Raw genomic sequence first — 16282 nt, 5'->3', positions numbered from 1 at the left:
ACTATTCCTTAAAAGAGAAAGCCCGGCTTTGAGCCGGGCTTTCCTTCCACTGACCGAGGTCAGGTCAGATTAGAAGTCACGCTGCAGGCGGAGGAAGCCGCTGACGTAGTCCTCGTCGTTGTCCGCATCGGTGTAGTTGATCGTGAAGCGGGTAGCGAGACCTTCCGTGATGTCGTAGTCGGTCGTGATACCAACGCGCCACTGATCGTCGTTGCCGAAGCTGGTGTTCGAGTCTTGCAGGCTACCCCAGTACTGAGCAGCCGGGGTGATCGCGAACTTGTCGGTAGCGTTGAAGCGGTAAGACGCAGCAACGGTCCACTCGGAGTCTTCCCAGTAAGCGTTCGGGTTGGACGCCCAGATGCCGGCGATCTGGAAAGTGCCCGGACCGAGGTCTGCCGAGAGCAAGCCGCGGACAGCGCCTTCTTCCCATTCGGTGTCGTAGCTGCCGAGCAAGTCGAAAGCAACGCCGCCGAGCGTAGCGGAGACGATACCGGTGATACCAACGCCGTTCGGCTTGGTGCTCGCGCCTTCGAGTTCGTCGACCGAGATACCGGCCTGGAAGGTGCCGCCGTCATAGATGTAGGCGAGCGAGTTGAACTCGGTGAAGTTGCCGAGCGAGTCGGTTTCGCCGTTCAGACCCTTATCCCACCAGCTGTAGAAGAAGCCGGCCTTGAAGCCGCCGAGCTGGATGTAGGCTTCGTCGACGTCGATCAGGCTGTCGCCGTCGTCGGTGTCGTTGTCGGCGTTGAATTCAGCGGCGAAGAAGCCGGTGAGCGTGCCGTATTCGGTGTCGCTCTTCGCGTCGAACGCGATGTAAGCGCGGGAGAACATATCCCAGTCCGACGTACCTGCATCGCCCCAACCCTGACGATCGTTGACTTCGTCACGACCGAATTCGCCCTGAACGCGGATGAAGCCGCTGATCTTGAGGCAGGTTTCCGTGCCGGGGATGTAGAAGTAGCCGGTGCCGAAAGCGTCGCAGACGCGAACGTATTCCATGGGCTCCGGCTCGGCAGCGACGATCGCGTCGGCAGCCTGGGCGCCGGAGACTGCTGCGAGAGCAGCAGCGGAGCCGAGAAGAAGGCTCTTGATGTTCATTTCTGACCTCCAGTCAAAAGTTTAAAACGGGTCTGGGTTTTTTGCTGAAGGACAGCGTTCCCTGCCCCATCCCCAATGTTCAAGAAGTCGGACGATCAACCGCCCTTGCTTCCGGAGTTGAAAATACAAAACCGGGTGGGGCGCGCAACGACCAACTTACCAGATCGACTCCTTTGCCCTGCCCTTCCCTGATCCCTGTTGCTGAAACGACACAAAATCGCCCCAGACGGCCCGAGGAAATTAACAGAGCGTTAAGAAAATCCTTTAGCGACGAGGGGTTAGCGCAGGATGTCGGACTGTGATCTGTGTCGGAAAGGGGCAAAAAATAGCCGGAAAGGGGGTCGAAACCGGGCAAACGCCCTGCCCAAGTCCTATCCTTTCCGGAGCCATTGACGCGTCGATCCCGGTCCCGCGCATCGAAATCGGGTCGCCTCCCGGCCGATTCACGGAAGAATCAGCGCACGGGGATTCGCGAATCGAGAAGCACTCACGAGCGCAGTCGGAATGGCTGCGCCGGCTCCACTCTTTACCCGGTGTTTAAAAATGAGCTGATTGGCCATGACGGTGAGTGCCCGCCGAGCGCTGCATGTCGCATCCCCGACGCCGGGGCGCAGAGAGAGTATGGTTTTGACAGATTAGGTCATATGTCCTAGTGATTTCCCAATACTAGGACAAATGACCAAACATGCCGGTATCATCCACTCGTGAACTGATTGTCGAAAAGGCTGATATCCTCTTTTACGAAGGGGGATATGAGGCCACGTCCTTTGCCGAGATCGCGGCGGCCGTCGGCATCTCGCGCGGCAATTTCTACCACCACTTCAAAACCAAGGATGACATTCTGGATGCCGTGATCGCGCGCCGCATGGAACGGACCAGCGCGATGCTCGACGGCTGGCAGGCGGAAGGCGACGGCCCGCGCGAGCGCATCCTGTCCTTCATTCAAATGCTGATTGGCAACCAGGCGAAGATCATGGCCTTCGGCTGCCCGGTCGGCACGCTTTGTTCCGAACTCGCCAAGCTCGATCATGTCGCCCAAGGCCGTGCGGCCGAAATCTTAGGGCTGTTCCGCGATTGGCTCGCCGGGCAGTTCCGGGAGCTTGGCGCAGGCGACCGCGATGAGCCGCTGGCGCTGCATCTCCTGTCATGGTCGCAAGGGGTGGCGGTGATGGCGACGGCGTTCCGCGACGAAACGTTCATCCGCAGCGAGGTTGCCAGCATCGAACACTGGCTGGCGACATTGCCGGACATATCCCGAGCCAATTGACCAAGGAGCACCGATGTTTATCACCTTCCTCAAGTTTGCTGAGAACCGCGCCGCCGCGCCCACCTTCATGGTAGCGCATAACGAATGGATCGCGCAGGGTTTTGCCGATGGCGCGTTCCTCTGCGTCGGCTCGATCCGGCCCGCCGCCGGGGGCGCGATCCTCGCCAATGGGGAAAGCCGGGCCGATCACGATGCGCGTATTGCCGCTGACCCCTTCGTCATTGAGGGGATCGTGACTGCTGAAACCTACGAGATCGACCCGAAGCGCACTGTCTCCGCGCTGGATTTCCTGAAGATACCGGCATGAGCGGGAACGTTCCCGGTCCCGATGCTTGCACAAGTTCCGAGCCGATTGCTGCGACCGGCAGACGGAAGCTGTCGTCACGGCTTCAAAGTATATCGAGTTGTAGCGTAGAAGCGGCGGTCTTGCGTGCCAATTGGCGGGTGTGTGGTGATCGGCGGCAATGTCGCGCTATAGCGGGCAATCGGCGGTGTATGGCGGAGAAGAAGGGATTCGAACCCTCGATACCGTTTCCGGTATACTCCCTTAGCAGGGGAGCGCCTTCGACCACTCGGCCACCTCTCCGTTAGCGCCTGACTAGTGTCACCGCGTTTCCAATGCAAGATTTTTTTGTCGAATTTCGGGAAATCATCCCATTTTCATCCGCTTCGGCGCGGTTACACCCGATCGGAATATAGTGAAATCGTGTTGCCTGGGACTAAGCGTTGGGAGAAGCCCCTTCGCGGCGGCTGTTCTTCTGCCGATTCTTCATCGCATCGATTCCGCTTCGCCTTCTTATGCGATAAGTTCCGCCGGCATTTCCGAACGGAGTACGTTTTACCAACATGTCCGCATTCTCACGCTTCACGCCACTCGTCCAATCCCTGCCGGCTACCGTCCCCTTCGTTGGCCCTGAGGCGCTCGAGCGTCAGCACGGCCGCGAGGTCGCGGCGCGCATCGGCGCCAATGAGAGCGGGTTCGGCCCGGCACCATCCGTGTTGCTGGCCATTCGTCAGGCGGCCGATGAGACCTGGAAATATTCCGATCCCGAGAATCACGATCTGAAGCAGGCGCTCGCCGGCCATCTTCGTGTCCCGGCCGCCAATATCGCGATCGGAGAGGGAGTCGACGGCCTGCTCGGGCAGATCGTGCGCCTCGTCGTGGAACCGGGCATGCCGGTCGTGACCTCACTCGGAGGCTATCCAACCTTCAACTATCATGTCGCAGGACATGGCGGACGGCTGGTCACGGTCCCCTATGCCGGCGATCGGGAAGATATCGATGGATTGCTCGCCGCCGCGAAGCGCGAGAATGCGGCGCTCGTCTATCTCGCCAATCCCGATAATCCGATGGGCAGCTGGTGGCCCGCCGAACGCGTGATCGCCTTTGCGGACGCTCTGCCGGAAACGACACTCCTCGTGCTGGACGAAGCCTATTGTGAAACGGCGCCGCGGGAGGCAATTCCTTCGATCGAGAGCCTGATCGACAGGCCTAACGTCATACGCACGCGAACCTTTTCGAAGGCCTACGGACTGGCCGGGGCCCGCGTCGGTTACGCGCTGTCGACGCCCGGGACGGCTCAGGCCTTCGACAAGATCCGCAATCATTTCGGAATGAGCCGAATCAGCGTGTCGGCAGCAATTGCCGCACTGGCCGACAAGGAATACTTGAAGGAAGTCACGCGCAAGATCGCGAAGTCACGGGAGAGGATCGGCCGGATCGCTACCGACAATGGCCTCGTCCCTCTTCCCTCAGCCACGAATTTCGTGGCTGTCGACTGTGGAAAGGATGCGGCCTATGCGCGGGCGATCGTCGATCGGCTGATGAGCAATCATGGCATTTTCATCCGCATGCCCGGGGTCGCGCCACTCAACCGCTGCATCCGCATCAGCACTGCGCCCGAAACCGAACTCGATCTCCTTGCGGCCGCGCTTCCGGAGGTGATCAGGAGTTTGGCTGCCACCTGAACCGGCGGCAACCGCCACGCATCAGTGCATCGTCATCCATTCGCGTGCTGCGCGCAGCGCAGCGGCGAGATCCGCCTTGCTCATCGTCGCCGCGAGGTCGGCTCGCAGGTCGGCCGCACGGTCCGAGCCCCTGATCGCGGCGATGTTCAGCCACTTGTGCGCGGCTACCAGATCCACGGGCCTGCCGCGGCCCGTCGCATAGGCGAGGCCCATCTCGCACAGAACGTCGGGGCGGTTGCCGCCGCCGATGGCGTCATCCGAAACGATCTCAATGTTAAAGAGTGCCATTTTTCTTGTCCCTGTCTTTTCTTCGTTTGAGCGAAGCGGCCCGCCCGTAGGGGCGAGCCCGGCTTCAGCTGGTATTCCTGGTCCCTGTTTCATCGAGCCTCTTGGCGGGCTTTCCGGGAAATCGCGCCGTCTTCTGCAGCGTCGCTTTCCGGTTGGTCGGCGGCTTGTTTCGCCGCTCGTCTTATGGATGTGAATATGCCCGACGGCCTTCAATGGCCGCTTAAAATCCATGCTTAATTTGACGCAAACAAAGTCCAAATGCTTGGTAAACTTGGGTTTTCGTTAAGCATCGCAGGCCCTGCAAAGGCACGCATTCGCCTCGAATTTTACGAAAATTTCACGTTCGGATTTCAACTGAACGCTAACCATGAGAACAACTGCTCTTTCAAGGACGGGGGGCGCCGCGCGCAGCATGCCCCCTGCAAGGCACGCAGCATGCCCCTGAAAGGCAACGCCCGAATATTTACCTTTACGTACGCGTAATATACTGTCTGTGCCGGAGTGATCTTCATCCGCCTGACCCGTCCGTCGCAGCAGGCGATCGCGCTCCACAGGGAACAAGCACGCGGCAGGACCGAAGAGCCTGCCGACTTCGGAGGAAATTGCATGATTCGCACATTGCTCGTCGCAGCAGCGCTTGGCTTTGCCGCAGCCGCCCCGGTCCACGCTGCCGAACCGATCCTCGGCAAGTGGAAGACGGCGAGCGGCTCCACCGCGGAAATCGCCGCTTGCGGCACAGCTTTCTGCGTCACGCTGAAGACGGGCAAGCACGCGGGCAAGCGTGTCGGTTCGCTGTCCGGAACCGGCGGCAGCTATAGCGGCGTGGTCACCGATCCCGAAAGCGACAAAACCTATAGCGGAACGGGGTCGGTGGACGGCAATCTGCTGAAGATGCGGGGCTGCGTGCTGAAGGTGCTTTGCAAGTCGCAAACCTGGACGCGTCTTTAAGCCTCCGCAGCAAGAACACGGGCGGCGCTGCACCAGATACGCCTATGGAGGGGCATTGTTCGCCCCTCCCCCGCCCCGTCTTAGCGGGCGCGTTGGCCGAACAGAACCTTCTGCGCCTCTTCGTCCTCGGCGAGGCTTTTCTGGCGAGCCCGCTCTTCCTTGCCCACTTCGATGGCCTTCTTCACCGCCGGGCGCGCAAGCACGGCGTCGAACCAGCGCTTCAGGTTAGGGAATTCGTTGAGGTCCTGGCCCTGGTTCTCGTGCGGAATCACCCAGCCGATCGCGGCCATGTCTGCGATCGAGTAGTCGCCGGCGAGGAACGGCCGGTCGGCGAGCCTCTTGTTCATCACGCCGTAGAGGCGGTTCACTTCATTGGTATAGCGGTCGATGCCGTAGGCGATTCTTTCCGGGGCATATTGGCGGAAATGATGTGCCTGCCCCGCCATCGGGCCGAGGCCGCCCACCTGCCAGAAAAGCCACTCCTCTACCTCGACGCGGGCGCGCTCGTCGGACGGATAGAACTTGCCGTATTTGCGGCCGAGATACTGCAGGATCGCTCCTGATTCGAATACGGAGATGGGCTCGCCGCCCGGACCGTCCGGATCGACGATCGCCGGCATCCGGTTGTTCGGCGAGATCTTCAGGAAGTCCGGCTGGAACTGATCGCCCCGGCCGATATTTATATACTTGACGACGTAGGGAACGCCGAGCTCCTCCAGCATTATGGTGATCTTCCAGCCGTTCGGCGTGGGCCAATAATAAAGCTCGATCGGAGCGGTCATCGCGTCTCTCCTGATTTGTCGGAAGGACAGACTTAGGAACACGACGGCTCAACGGCAAGGCCGCAGTCCGGCGCGCATTTGTTTAAGTGCATGATCGTTCTCCCTAAACCGCTGCACATCTTCGGCGCTGCTTAGATGAACGCCAGATGAACGGACGTCTCAGCCAGAGTTCAGTTTGGTTGTGCGAAAAGACGATCAATCGATTTGAACGTGTCTCGCTTCAACGGACGGAACCATGGACATTCTCGCTCGCCGCCTCACCATTATCAGCCTGCTCATGGTCGTCTTCGCGATGACGCTTGCCGCCGCAGTCGGCGCCGACACGGAACGCCGCCGCCAGAACACCTATATCGGTTCGCTCACGGATTGCACCGCTCACACGGCGCAATACTGCCAAGCCAAACTCTGAAGGAAACTGTGGAATGGCCGCGCTCGTCTCCTCTGCCATTCTCTCGCTCAGGCTCCTGATACTCGCGGGCCTGCTGATCGCTCCCATCGGAGCGGTCGCTTACAGCAAAGCCGCCGGCTACGGCATCGGCAAGAACGGTGCCGGCTTCGTTCTTTTCGTCACCCTCCAGCGCCAGGCAATGAGCTGATTTCGAGACGCCGCCTTCGGTCCTTGCATATCGGTTGAAAGTGCGCTCCTCTCCTGATCGGGAGGACCTGCAAACCATGCCCGCATACGCTATCTATTTTGCTGCAGCTCTTGCCGAAATCGCCGGATGCTTTGCCTTCTGGTCCTGGCTGAGACTTGGCAAATCCACCCTGTGGCTCATTCCCGGCATGGCTTCGCTTGCGCTTTTCGCCTGGCTGCTGACGATGGTGGACGCGGCAGCGGCGGGCCGTACCTATGCCGCCTATGGCGGCGTCTACATCGTCGCGTCGCTCTCTTGGCTCTGGCTTGCCGAAGGCGTCCGGCCGGATCACTGGGACATGACGGGCGCCGCCGTGGCGCTCGCCGGCAGCGCGATCATTCTCGCGGGGCCTCGCTGAAGTACAAAGTGCGGCGCTGTAGAACAAAAAACAGCACTCTTGTCGTTTGCTTGTCGGAAGGTGCTGCATATAATGCGACATGAACAAGCGAATCTCTTCACACTCCGTCCTCTCCGTCGCCACCCCTGAACCCTTCGAGCCGCAGCTCTTCGACGATGCGACCGAGGCCGTCGATTGTCTGGAAGCGCTCTACGAACGCAACACCCGCTTCCTCTGCGAAGCCTTCGAAGGTCTCGGGAAAAGCGGCAGGCCCCTCACTCGTTTCCGCGCCTGCTATCCGCAGGTCAGCATCGAGACGAGCAGCTTCGGACATGTCGATTCGAGGCTTTCCTTCGGCTATGTCAGCGCGCCCGGCGTCTACACGACGACCATCACCCGGCCCAAACTGTTCCGGCACTATTTGAAAGAACAGCTCGGCCATCTCATGCGCAACCACGGCGTCGGCGTCACGGTGTCGGAATCCTCGACACCGATCCCCCTCCATTTCGCCTTTGGCGAAGGGGCGCATGTCGAAGCGTCTGCGGCCGACAGCATCGACATTCCGCTGCGCGACCTTTTCGACGCGCCGGATCTTACGACCACCGACGACGAGATCGCCAACGGCTCCTACGAGCCAGGTCCGGGAGAGCCGTCGCCGCTCGCGCCCTTCACGGCGCAGCGCATCGACTATTCGCTCGCGCGCCTCAGCCACTATACCGCGACCAGCGCCAGGCACTTCCAGAACTTCGTGCTTTTCACGAACTATCAGTTCTATGTCGACGAGTTCTGCGCCTGGGCGCGCCAGCAGATGGCGGAGGGCGGCAACGGTTACACCGCCTTCATCGAACCCGGCAACATCACCACCCCCGCGGGTGCCGACCGGCCGGATGCCGATTATTCGCTCGCCCGCCTGCCGCAGATGCCCGCCTATCATCTGAAGAAGAAGGGGCACGGCGGCATCACTCTCGTCAATATCGGGGTCGGCCCATCCAATGCCAAGACGATCACCGACCATATCGCCGTGTTGAGGCCGCATGTCTGGCTGATGCTCGGCCATTGCGCGGGCCTGCGCAACAGCCAGCGGCTCGGCGATTACGTGCTGGCGCATGCCTATATGCGCGAGGATCACGTGCTCGATGACGATCTGCCGGTCTGGATTCCCTTACCCGCACTGGCCGAGGTGCAGGTTGCCCTGCAGGACGCCGTCGCCGAAGTGACGGGCTACAAGGGCTACGACCTCAAACAGATCATGCGCACGGGTACGGTCGCGACGATCGACAACCGCAACTGGGAACTGCGCGACCAGCGCGGGCCGGTCAAACGACTCTCGCAGGCCCGAGCCATCGCGCTCGACATGGAATCGGCTACCATCGCCGCCAACGGGTTCCGCTTCCGCGTTCCCTACGGGACGTTGCTCTGCGTGTCCGACAAGCCGTTGCACGGCGAACTGAAGCTGCCCGGCATGGCGAGCGCCTTTTACCGAACCCAGGTGAGCCAGCACCTGAAAATCGGTATTCTGGCCCTGCAGAAGCTGGCGGCGATGCCTTCCGAGAAGCTCCATTCACGCAAGCTCAGAAGCTTCTACGAGACCTCGTTCCAGTAGAGCCCGCATCCTGTCGCTCAGAAGCGTTTCACGCTTTCGGCCGCAGGAGGAGCGACAGCAGCGTGCCGACCACCGCCGACACGATGACCATGAGGTGGGCATTGACACTGGCGCGGCCGAGCGTCTCGAGCGTCGCCTGATCCGCCGGCGCTCCGAAGGAAACCGCACCGGCGACGATCGCCGCTGCGTAGGTTCCCACACCCGCCGGCGCGTGCACCGGCAGGACGGAAGACAGTTCGCCACCGAGCGCCCCGCCGAAGGAGGCGGCGAGCGGAGCGACCCCCATGATCGCGAGCACCCAGGCGAGAACGACGACTTTTACCGCCCAGTTCAGCATCGTCATCGCCCAGGCCCGCAGGAAAGCGGGAATGCCGATCGGCAGGCCCGCCTCCATCTCGTCCAGATGCGGACCGACCTTCGCCGGCGCGAAACGGCGCACCGTGGTGAGAGCTCTCTCCTTCATGAGAAAGAAGGCGAGAGGCGACAGAAAAGCGATAAGCCAGAGAACCCAGCCGATCGCCCCTGGGCCCCGCCCCACCACCAGACCCACCGCAGCGACGGTCAGCAGGGCGTGCAGGTCCAGAAGCCGCATGACGAAGAGCGCCGCGGTACCACGCACCAGCGGCACACCGAATTCGCTGCGCATGAGCAAGGGAAAGCTCGTTTCGCCGGCTCTGAACGGCAGCATGATGTTGAGCAGATTGTGAACCTGGGTCACCCGGAAGAGAGACAGAAACCGGCCCCTGGTTTCGCCCGGGAAGTAGTCGTGGATCCGATAGCAACGGATGAAATAGGTGGCGACGAGAAGCGCTAGCGCCGAGAGCACCGGCACGACGCCGATTTCGGCCCATTGCCGCAGCAATACCGGCCAGCCCCAGACCCACTCCACGAAGACGGCATAAGCCGCGATTGCCGCAGCGGAAATCAGTGCCAGACGGTTGCGCGCGAGCCACGACTGCCGGCTGCGCTCCCAGTTCGTATTCATCGAGACCGTTTTCCTGTATCAGCAATGCGATTCGACATTGGTTATAACCTCAGAAGTATGCAAGAAAACCTGCCAGCCCACCGGAGACTGCCCTCTTGAATCGCATCGAAGAACCCGTGAAGCCGATGACCGAAGTCCTGGAGGGTGTCGAGCTCTCCATAGTCGTGCCGGTGTTCAACGAGGAGGAGAGCGTCGGACCGCTCGTCACGCGCATCCGGGCGGCAATGGCCGGGTTCCTGAAGTCATGGGAGCTCATCCTCGTCGATGACGGCAGCACGGACCGAACCCTGCCGAACGCGCGCAAGGAGCTTTCACACCCCGACCTGCAGCTGAAGATCATCGAGCTCCAGAAGAATTTCGGCCAGACGGCCGCAATGCAGGCGGGGATCGACGCGGCCTCCGGCCGGCTGATCGCGACGCTCGACGGCGACCTTCAGAACGATCCGGCGGACATTCCCAACATGGTCGCGGCGATAGAAGAGCGCGGGCTCGATCTCCTTGTCGGCTGGCGGCAAAACCGACGCGATGCACTGATTCTGAGGAAGATTCCTTCCTGGTGCGCCAACGTTCTGATCGGCAAGATCACGGGCGTGAGATTGCACGACTATGGCTGCAGCCTGAAGATCTACCGCGGTTCCATCATCAAGCAGGTGAAGCTGATGGGGGAAATGCACCGCTTCATTCCGGCCTGGGTGGCGGGTGTCGTGCCGAGCAGTCGGATCGGCGAGATGCCGGTGACCCATCACCCGCGGCATTACGGCAGCTCGAAATACGGGATCTCGCGCACGTTCCGGGTTATTCTCGATCTGCTCGCGGTCTTGTTCTTCATGCGCTACAAGGCGCGGCCGGGGCACTTTTTCGGCTCCATCGGCCTGGCCGCCGGCGGTCTCAGTGTGCTGATCCTTCTCTATCTTGCAATAGACAAGTTCATCTTCGGCAACGACATCGGCACCCGTCCGATGCTGATCGTCGGCGTCATGCTGTTCCTCTCTTCGGTCCAGCTGATCACCACCGGCATTCTCTCGGAGATGATGGCGCGCGCCTATTTCCGCGACGATGAAATGACGAGTTACATCGTGCGCCAGACTTTCGAGCGGGAGCAGCCGCATGCTTGAAGCGGTCAATCGACGGCCTGGAGCGGTCGTCCTGGCGGTTGCCGGCTATTTCCTGCTGTGCATCATCCTGCGGGTCTCCGTCTCGAGCTCACTGGAAATCGACGAGGCGGAACAGGCATTTCTGTCTCAGTTCCTCGCCCTCGGATACGGACCGCAGCCGCCCTTCTACAACTGGCTGCAATATGGACTGGCAGAGGTGATCGGGACCTCGCTGGCGACGATGACCATCCTCAAGAACGGGCTCCTATTTCTCTGCTGTCTGTTCTACGGCCTTGCGGCACGGCTGGTACTGGCCGACCGCCGTCTGCCCCCGATCGCAATGCTCGGCGTTCTTACGCTGCCCCCGATCTTTCTACTCGCACAGCGCGATCTTTCCCACACGGTCGCAGCCCTCTTCGCCGTCTCGCTGTTTCTCTACAGCTTCCTGAAGACGCTGAAGCGGCCCAGCCTTTTTTCCTATATTCTCACCGGCATTGCGGTGGGTATCGGCCTGATGTCGAAGTACAACTTCGTCCTCGTGCCGGTCGCGGCGATCGTCGCCGTTCTGCCGGAACGGGAGCTGCGCGCGCGGATACTCGACTGGCGCATTCTGCCGTCGATTGCGGTAGCAACGCTCATCGTTCTGCCCCACGCCTACTGGATGCTGCAGAATTTCGGTTTCGCCTCGGGTGGAACCTTGAACGAGATGCGGGAGCGCGAGGCGGAGGGATTTCTGCTTCAGGCCTTTTACGGTGTCTACTCGCTCGGCTCCGCCATCATCGGCGGCAGCCTGGTGCCGCTGCTCGTATTCGGCCTCGTCTTCCGCGGCAAGTTCCGCGCGATCTGGCAGGCGGAAAGCCAGTGGAGCAGGATCGTAGGGCGGATGCTCGCCCTTTGCCTGATCGCGGTCCTGCTGGTCGTACTCGGTGTGGCCGCCACGCATGTGCGCGAAAAATGGCTGGTCCTCTTCCTCGTTCTCATTCCGCTTTATCTCTGTCTGAAGATCGAGGCGGCGAATATCGACCTTACAGACAGCCTCAGGCGCTTCTTGCTGCTGGTCTTAGTCATCGCGCTGGGCGCACTCGTGCTCGTGTCGGCGCGAGCCGTCGTGCGGCCGTGGTTTGGTGACTATTCGAGGCTGAACATACCCTACGCCGCATTGGCCGAAGCGGTGGCACAGGCAGAAGGCCAGCCGGCGCTTATCCTGGCCAATGACAAGCAGATCGCGGGAAATCTCCGAATGCAGTTCAGCGGAGCACAGGTCACGATGCCGAGCCCCTCGAATGCGCTTCCGGTCGATATGTCGAAAAGGCCCCTTCTCGCGGTCTGGCATGACGACGCACAGCCGGAAGCACCCGTTCCCGACCTGTTGCGGAACGCTCTCTCCGTACTTGGCATTCCCGACGCGGCCGCGGCACCGCGCCACCTCGCGCTGCCCTATCTCTACGGGACCGGCGAGGACCGCTACAGCTTCAGCTATATCTGGGTCGCGGAATAGACGCGCGGAAAGCCGCTACACGGAGTTCCCGAAATTGCTCTCCTGCGAGCCGACCAGCAGCTTCAATTCACCGGGGTGAACGCGCAAAGCGACCTTGCCGCTTCTGATCGGGATAAGCTCGCCGTCGATGACGCAGTTGATCTTCCGATCCACCTTCGGAAAGTGCAGGTCGACCGTCAGAGCGCTCATCTCGCTGATCAGCGTGCTGCTCCTGAACTTTCCGCGCAGGATATCGAAAGAGAGCTTCGCCACGCCCGCAGGGCTTAGCGGCGGCGCCGTGTAGAAGCCAAGGTGGCCGCTCGTCAGGTCTTCCGCATACATCAGCGTGTCGTGGCCGAAATGGTTGTTCGAAACGGAAATCGCCGAAACATGCCGGCGCTCGCGGTGCCCGTCCGCGTCGAATTCAATCTCGAAATCCGGCGGGTTGAAGATTACCCCGATGGCGGCACGTACGCTGGCGCTGATCTTCCCGAGTCGCGACGCGAACCGATAGGACTGACGGTAGCGCACCATGCGGGCGTGAAGCCCCATCGAGAACTGATGCACGAATGCGCGGCCGTCAGCGCTGCCTATGTCGGCATCGATGATTCGGCCATTGGCCAGCACCTCCGGGACCTTCCAGATATCGAGCGGCAGCTTCAGGGAGCGCGCGACGAGATTCATCGTCCCTGCGGGAACGATGCCCAGCGGCATGCCGGTTTTCCAGGCCACGCCTGCCGCCGCCGAAATCGTGCCGTCGCCGCCGCCGGCGACGATCGCGTCGAGATCGTCCCGTCCGCAAGCCGTCTCCAACGCGTCCCGCATCTCATCCGCTGCGACCACTGCGATCTCGATCTCGTGGCCGGCCGCCCGAAAGTCCTCCTCGACCTTCCTGCTGTAGGCATCCATGTCCGTCGTACGGAAAGTTCCCCCATCTCGATTGAAGATGGCTTTGACTTTCAAGGGCTGCTGCCTCCGTCATGCGAGTGCGTTCAGCTTCTCAGATAAGAGCGGCAGCGGGGGTTTCCAGAGCTGTGCGACGAAAAGTGCAGGCGGCCTTATCGCCGGCCGCTTCGGCGTACGGAAGTTTCAACGAAGCGATCAAGCGAGCGTGACTCGAACGGCTTCGTGGGCCGTCTGCAAGGCCCTCCCCACCCCCCCACAAGTGCCACAGTGGGAGGGGTTGGGGAGGGGAAGTTTTGGAGCTTCTATCCGTGAATGATTTCGCGGTGGCGCTGGAGCCGGCGCCCGTAAGCCTGGCTCACCCGGTCGAAAATGATCGCGATTCCGACGATGGCGAGGCCGTTGAAGATGCCGAGCGTGAAATACTGGTTGGCGATCGCCTTCAAGACCGGCTGACCCAGCCCCTGAACGCCGATCATCGAGGCGATGACGACCATGGCGAGCGCCATCATGATGGTCTGGTTGATCCCGGCCATGATCGTCGGCAGCGCGAGCGGCATCTGGACGTTCTTCAGCTTCTGCCAATTCGACGAGCCGAAGGCGTCCGCCGCCTCCAGCACATCCTTGTCGACCAGCCGAATTCCGAGATTGGTGAGGCGGATCATCGGCGGGATCGCATAGATGACGACGGCTATAAGCCCCGGAACCTTGCCGATGCCGAGAAGCATCACGACGGGAATGAGATAGACGAAGCTCGGCATCGTCTGCATCACGTCGAGCACCGGATTGACGATGTTCTGGAAACGATCGGAACGTGACATGATGATGCCCATCGGTATGCCGATCGCTATCGACAGGACCGTACAGACGAAGATCATCGAGATCGTCTTCATCGTGTCGTCCCACATGTCGAGATAGCCGATGAGGAGCAGGGTGCCGACGGCGCCGGCAACGATCTTCCAGTTGCGGCTGGCAAACCAGGCGATCACGGCAATCAGTATGAGAATGATCGGCCACGGCGTTCGTGTCATGAACCGTTCGGCGTGGATCAGGAAGAACTGGAGCGGGTCGAAGAACGATTCGATCGCGTCGCCATAGGCGCGTGTGAAGCTACGGAACCCTTCGTCGATTATCTTCTTCAACTGCCGAAGCCGATCGTCGTCCATGTGCGGAAATTTGGTCAGCCATTCCATGTGTCGATTCCCCTTCGCACTCTTTTGGGCGGCTTATGGTTGTTATTGCTTTGCCGCCTGCCTTTTAACGCTAACGCGCGGTGTAAACGATGAAGCCGCGCAATCTTATTCTCAAACCGACATGCGGTGAACGAAATCTTGCGCCTTCCTTCGAAAACTACGCAGCAGAAAACAAAAAACGGCGCGCTTTTACGCGCGCCGTTCATTCGAGGCGAGTCGATCAGAGGGCAGCCTTGATCTTCTCGGCGACTTCGGGCGAGACCCACTTGGTCCAGAGGTCCGGGTTTTCCTCGAGGAAGTGCTTCGCGCCTTCCTCGCCGCTCGCCTGATTGTCGGTCATCCAGGCCATGAGCTTGTTGACCGTGTCGTTCGTCCAGGCGCGGGTGTTGAGATACTCCATGGCCGGGCCGGCGCGGTCGGCGAATTCCTTGGTTACCAGTGTCTGGACCTTGTCCTTCGGCCAATCGTTCTTCTTCGGATCCGGGCAATCCGCAACCGTATTGCAGCGCTTCCATTCGGCCATGTCGTTGGGGACGCCATGCTCGAGCTTGACCATCTCGTACTTGCCGAGCAGCGCCGTCGGAGCCCAGTAGTAGCCGACCCAGCCCTGCTTGCGCTCATAGGCCTTGGCAATCGAGCCGTCGAGGCCGGCCGCCGAGCCGGTATCGACCAGCGTGAAGCCCGCCGCCTCGGCACCATAGGCCTTGTAAAGCTGCGTCGTCACGACCGTGCCGCCCCACCCTTGAGGACCGTTGAAAATCGCGCCCTTGCTCGGATCCTCCGGATCGGGGAAGAGTTCCTTATGCTTCAGGACGTCGTCGATCGTCTTGATGTCCGGGTTGGCATCGACGATGTATTTCGGAACCCACCAGCCCTGTACGGCGCCATCCGAAAGCGCGACTGCGGCGCCTACGAGCTTGCCTTCTTCGAGGCCGCGGTTCACCACGTCCGGCAGCAGGTCGACCCAGCCCTCCGGCGCGATGTCCGGCTCGCCCTTCTCGATCATCGACGTGATGGTCGGCACCGTGTCGCCGACGACGAGCTCCGCACTGCAGCCGTAGCCTTCGGTCAGAATGAACTTGTCCACACTCGCCAGGACTTCGGCGCTCTGCCAGTTCATGTTGGCAATCGTCACATCGCCGCATTCCGCCGCCGATGCCGCGCTGCCGAGTCCCAAAAGACCGGCGGCCAGGCATGTCGTTGCAAGAAGTTTTTTCATTTCGGCTCCCTCTGTTTTGGCGGTGTCTCTATGGCGGACTGCCAGCCTCACCGCAGCTGCTGACAGTGAACGGAACAAGCACTCGCCCCGATCCGATGCCGGGGCGCGACAACTCGCGGGTCAACCGATACCTGTTCGGACCGGTACCGCCCACATTGCTATCGTGTCTTTCCGGCGAACACTTTCCCATTTGCGTCAGCGGCTGACATTCCTGCCGTTTGTCAAACTACACAAATAATTGATGGGTTTAACCCCCTTTTTTAAATTCATTTGCCGGCGACCCCCATCATCCACGTCGGAAGCTGGACGACTTATAAGGACATGCGAAAAGGCCGGCGAACGCTCGCCGGCCTTTCGGGAAGTGCAATTGCGTGTTCGGACAGGGGGCGTTCGACCTGCGTCTCCGAACATCACATGTTCGGATAGACCGGCCCTTCGCCCCCTTCTCCCCACGGGAGTCCGTGCGGGCCCGCCTTCTCCGAACA

The 16282-nt window shown here is 60.9% G+C and carries 17 protein-coding genes and 1 tRNA gene; 10 read left to right on the top strand and 8 right to left on the bottom strand.

Features of this window, described 5'->3' with window-relative positions; all coding sequences use genetic code 11:
- Positions 1–69: 69 nt before the first annotated feature.
- Positions 70–1098 carry a porin gene (locus CN933_RS08555; RefSeq protein ID WP_018094588.1) on the bottom strand — a complete coding sequence of 343 codons (1029 nt, stop codon included), beginning with the start codon at positions 1096–1098 and terminating at the stop codon, positions 70–72.
- A 685-nt stretch (positions 1099–1783) separates the two neighbouring features.
- On the opposite strand from CN933_RS08555, the gene CN933_RS08550 reads away from it, so the two are divergent.
- Together CN933_RS08550 and CN933_RS08545 are read left to right on the top strand one after the other, a co-directional pair.
- The gene (locus tag CN933_RS08550) at positions 1784–2365 is read left to right on the top strand and encodes a TetR/AcrR family transcriptional regulator (protein WP_018094587.1); all 582 of its coding nucleotides are present in this window, start codon (positions 1784–1786) and stop codon (positions 2363–2365) included.
- Between the two features lie 13 nt (positions 2366–2378).
- Positions 2379–2672: a YciI family protein gene (locus CN933_RS08545; protein WP_018094586.1), complete on the top strand. Its 294-nt coding sequence runs from the start codon at positions 2379–2381 to the stop codon at positions 2670–2672.
- Positions 2673–2861: 189 nt separating this feature from the next.
- On the opposite strand, the gene CN933_RS08540 is transcribed toward CN933_RS08545, so the two are convergent.
- A tRNA-Ser gene (locus tag CN933_RS08540) sits at positions 2862–2951 on the bottom strand.
- Between the two features lie 260 nt (positions 2952–3211).
- Between CN933_RS08540 and CN933_RS08535 the strand changes: the two genes are divergently transcribed.
- Entirely contained in the window at positions 3212–4333 is a 1122-nt protein-coding gene (locus tag CN933_RS08535) for a pyridoxal phosphate-dependent aminotransferase (protein WP_018094585.1), read from the top strand.
- Positions 4334–4354: 21 nt separating this feature from the next.
- Here CN933_RS08535 and CN933_RS08530 read toward each other — a convergent pair whose 3' ends face one another.
- Entirely contained in the window at positions 4355–4621 is a 267-nt protein-coding gene (locus tag CN933_RS08530; protein ID WP_018094584.1) for a sel1 repeat family protein, read from the bottom strand.
- Positions 4622–5227: 606 nt separating this feature from the next.
- Here CN933_RS08530 and CN933_RS08520 point away from each other — a divergent pair.
- Positions 5228–5569, top strand: a complete 342-nt coding sequence (locus CN933_RS08520; RefSeq protein ID WP_018094582.1) for a DUF2147 domain-containing protein — start codon at positions 5228–5230, stop codon at positions 5567–5569.
- A gap of 80 nt (positions 5570–5649) precedes the next feature.
- Here the strand turns inward: CN933_RS08520 and CN933_RS08515 are convergent, their stop codons facing one another.
- Positions 5650–6351: a glutathione S-transferase family protein gene (locus tag CN933_RS08515; protein WP_018094581.1), complete on the bottom strand. Its 702-nt coding sequence runs from the start codon at positions 6349–6351 to the stop codon at positions 5650–5652.
- A 235-nt stretch (positions 6352–6586) separates the two neighbouring features.
- Here CN933_RS08515 and CN933_RS08510 point away from each other — a divergent pair, with 235 nt between their 5' ends.
- From CN933_RS08510 to CN933_RS08495, 4 genes are all read left to right on the top strand, one after another.
- Entirely contained in the window at positions 6587–6760 is a 174-nt protein-coding gene (locus CN933_RS08510) for a hypothetical protein (RefSeq protein ID WP_003527318.1), read from the top strand.
- A gap of 13 nt (positions 6761–6773) precedes the next feature.
- On the top strand, positions 6774–6947 hold the full coding sequence (locus CN933_RS08505) for a hypothetical protein (protein WP_003527319.1): 174 nt from the start codon (positions 6774–6776) through the stop codon (positions 6945–6947).
- 76 nt (positions 6948–7023) lie between these two features.
- Positions 7024–7344 (top strand): YnfA family protein, encoded by a 321-nt coding sequence (locus tag CN933_RS08500; RefSeq protein ID WP_018094580.1) that lies wholly within the window; start codon positions 7024–7026, stop codon positions 7342–7344.
- A gap of 79 nt (positions 7345–7423) precedes the next feature.
- A complete protein-coding gene (locus CN933_RS08495; protein WP_018094579.1) occupies positions 7424–8926 on the top strand; it encodes an AMP nucleosidase in 1503 nt (500 codons plus the stop codon).
- 28 nt (positions 8927–8954) lie between these two features.
- Here the strand turns inward: CN933_RS08495 and CN933_RS08490 are convergent, their stop codons facing one another.
- The gene (locus tag CN933_RS08490; RefSeq protein ID WP_018094578.1) at positions 8955–9911 is read right to left on the bottom strand and encodes a lysylphosphatidylglycerol synthase domain-containing protein; all 957 of its coding nucleotides are present in this window, start codon (positions 9909–9911) and stop codon (positions 8955–8957) included.
- 95 nt (positions 9912–10006) lie between these two features.
- Between CN933_RS08490 and CN933_RS08485 the strand changes: the two genes are divergently transcribed.
- Positions 10007–11026, top strand: coding sequence for a glycosyltransferase family 2 protein (locus tag CN933_RS08485; RefSeq protein ID WP_018094577.1), 1020 nt, complete (start codon positions 10007–10009; stop codon positions 11024–11026).
- A complete protein-coding gene (locus tag CN933_RS08480) occupies positions 11019–12503 on the top strand; it encodes an ArnT family glycosyltransferase (RefSeq protein WP_018094576.1) in 1485 nt (494 codons plus the stop codon). The genes CN933_RS08485 and CN933_RS08480 overlap by 8 nt, the downstream gene beginning before the upstream one ends.
- A 15-nt stretch (positions 12504–12518) precedes the next feature.
- On the opposite strand, the gene CN933_RS08475 is transcribed toward CN933_RS08480, so the two are convergent.
- The 3 genes from CN933_RS08475 to CN933_RS08465 all read right to left on the bottom strand — a co-directional run bounded on the left by CN933_RS08475 (position 12519) and on the right by CN933_RS08465 (position 15797).
- Positions 12519–13445 carry a diacylglycerol/lipid kinase family protein gene (locus tag CN933_RS08475; RefSeq protein WP_018094575.1) on the bottom strand — a complete coding sequence of 309 codons (927 nt, stop codon included), beginning with the start codon at positions 13443–13445 and terminating at the stop codon, positions 12519–12521.
- A 245-nt stretch (positions 13446–13690) separates the two neighbouring features.
- Positions 13691–14578 carry an ABC transporter permease gene (locus tag CN933_RS08470; RefSeq protein WP_018094574.1) on the bottom strand — a complete coding sequence of 296 codons (888 nt, stop codon included), beginning with the start codon at positions 14576–14578 and terminating at the stop codon, positions 13691–13693.
- A gap of 220 nt (positions 14579–14798) precedes the next feature.
- Positions 14799–15797 (bottom strand): ABC transporter substrate-binding protein, encoded by a 999-nt coding sequence (locus CN933_RS08465; RefSeq protein ID WP_018094573.1) that lies wholly within the window; start codon positions 15795–15797, stop codon positions 14799–14801.
- Between the last annotated feature and the right edge of the window lie 485 nt (positions 15798–16282).

The sequence above is a fragment of the Sinorhizobium sp. M4_45 genome, assembly GCF_002885915.1.
In the GTDB taxonomy this organism is placed as follows: Bacteria; Pseudomonadota; Alphaproteobacteria; order Rhizobiales; family Rhizobiaceae; genus Sinorhizobium; species Sinorhizobium meliloti_A.
This window is presented reverse-complemented; position numbering and strand designations above follow the sequence as displayed.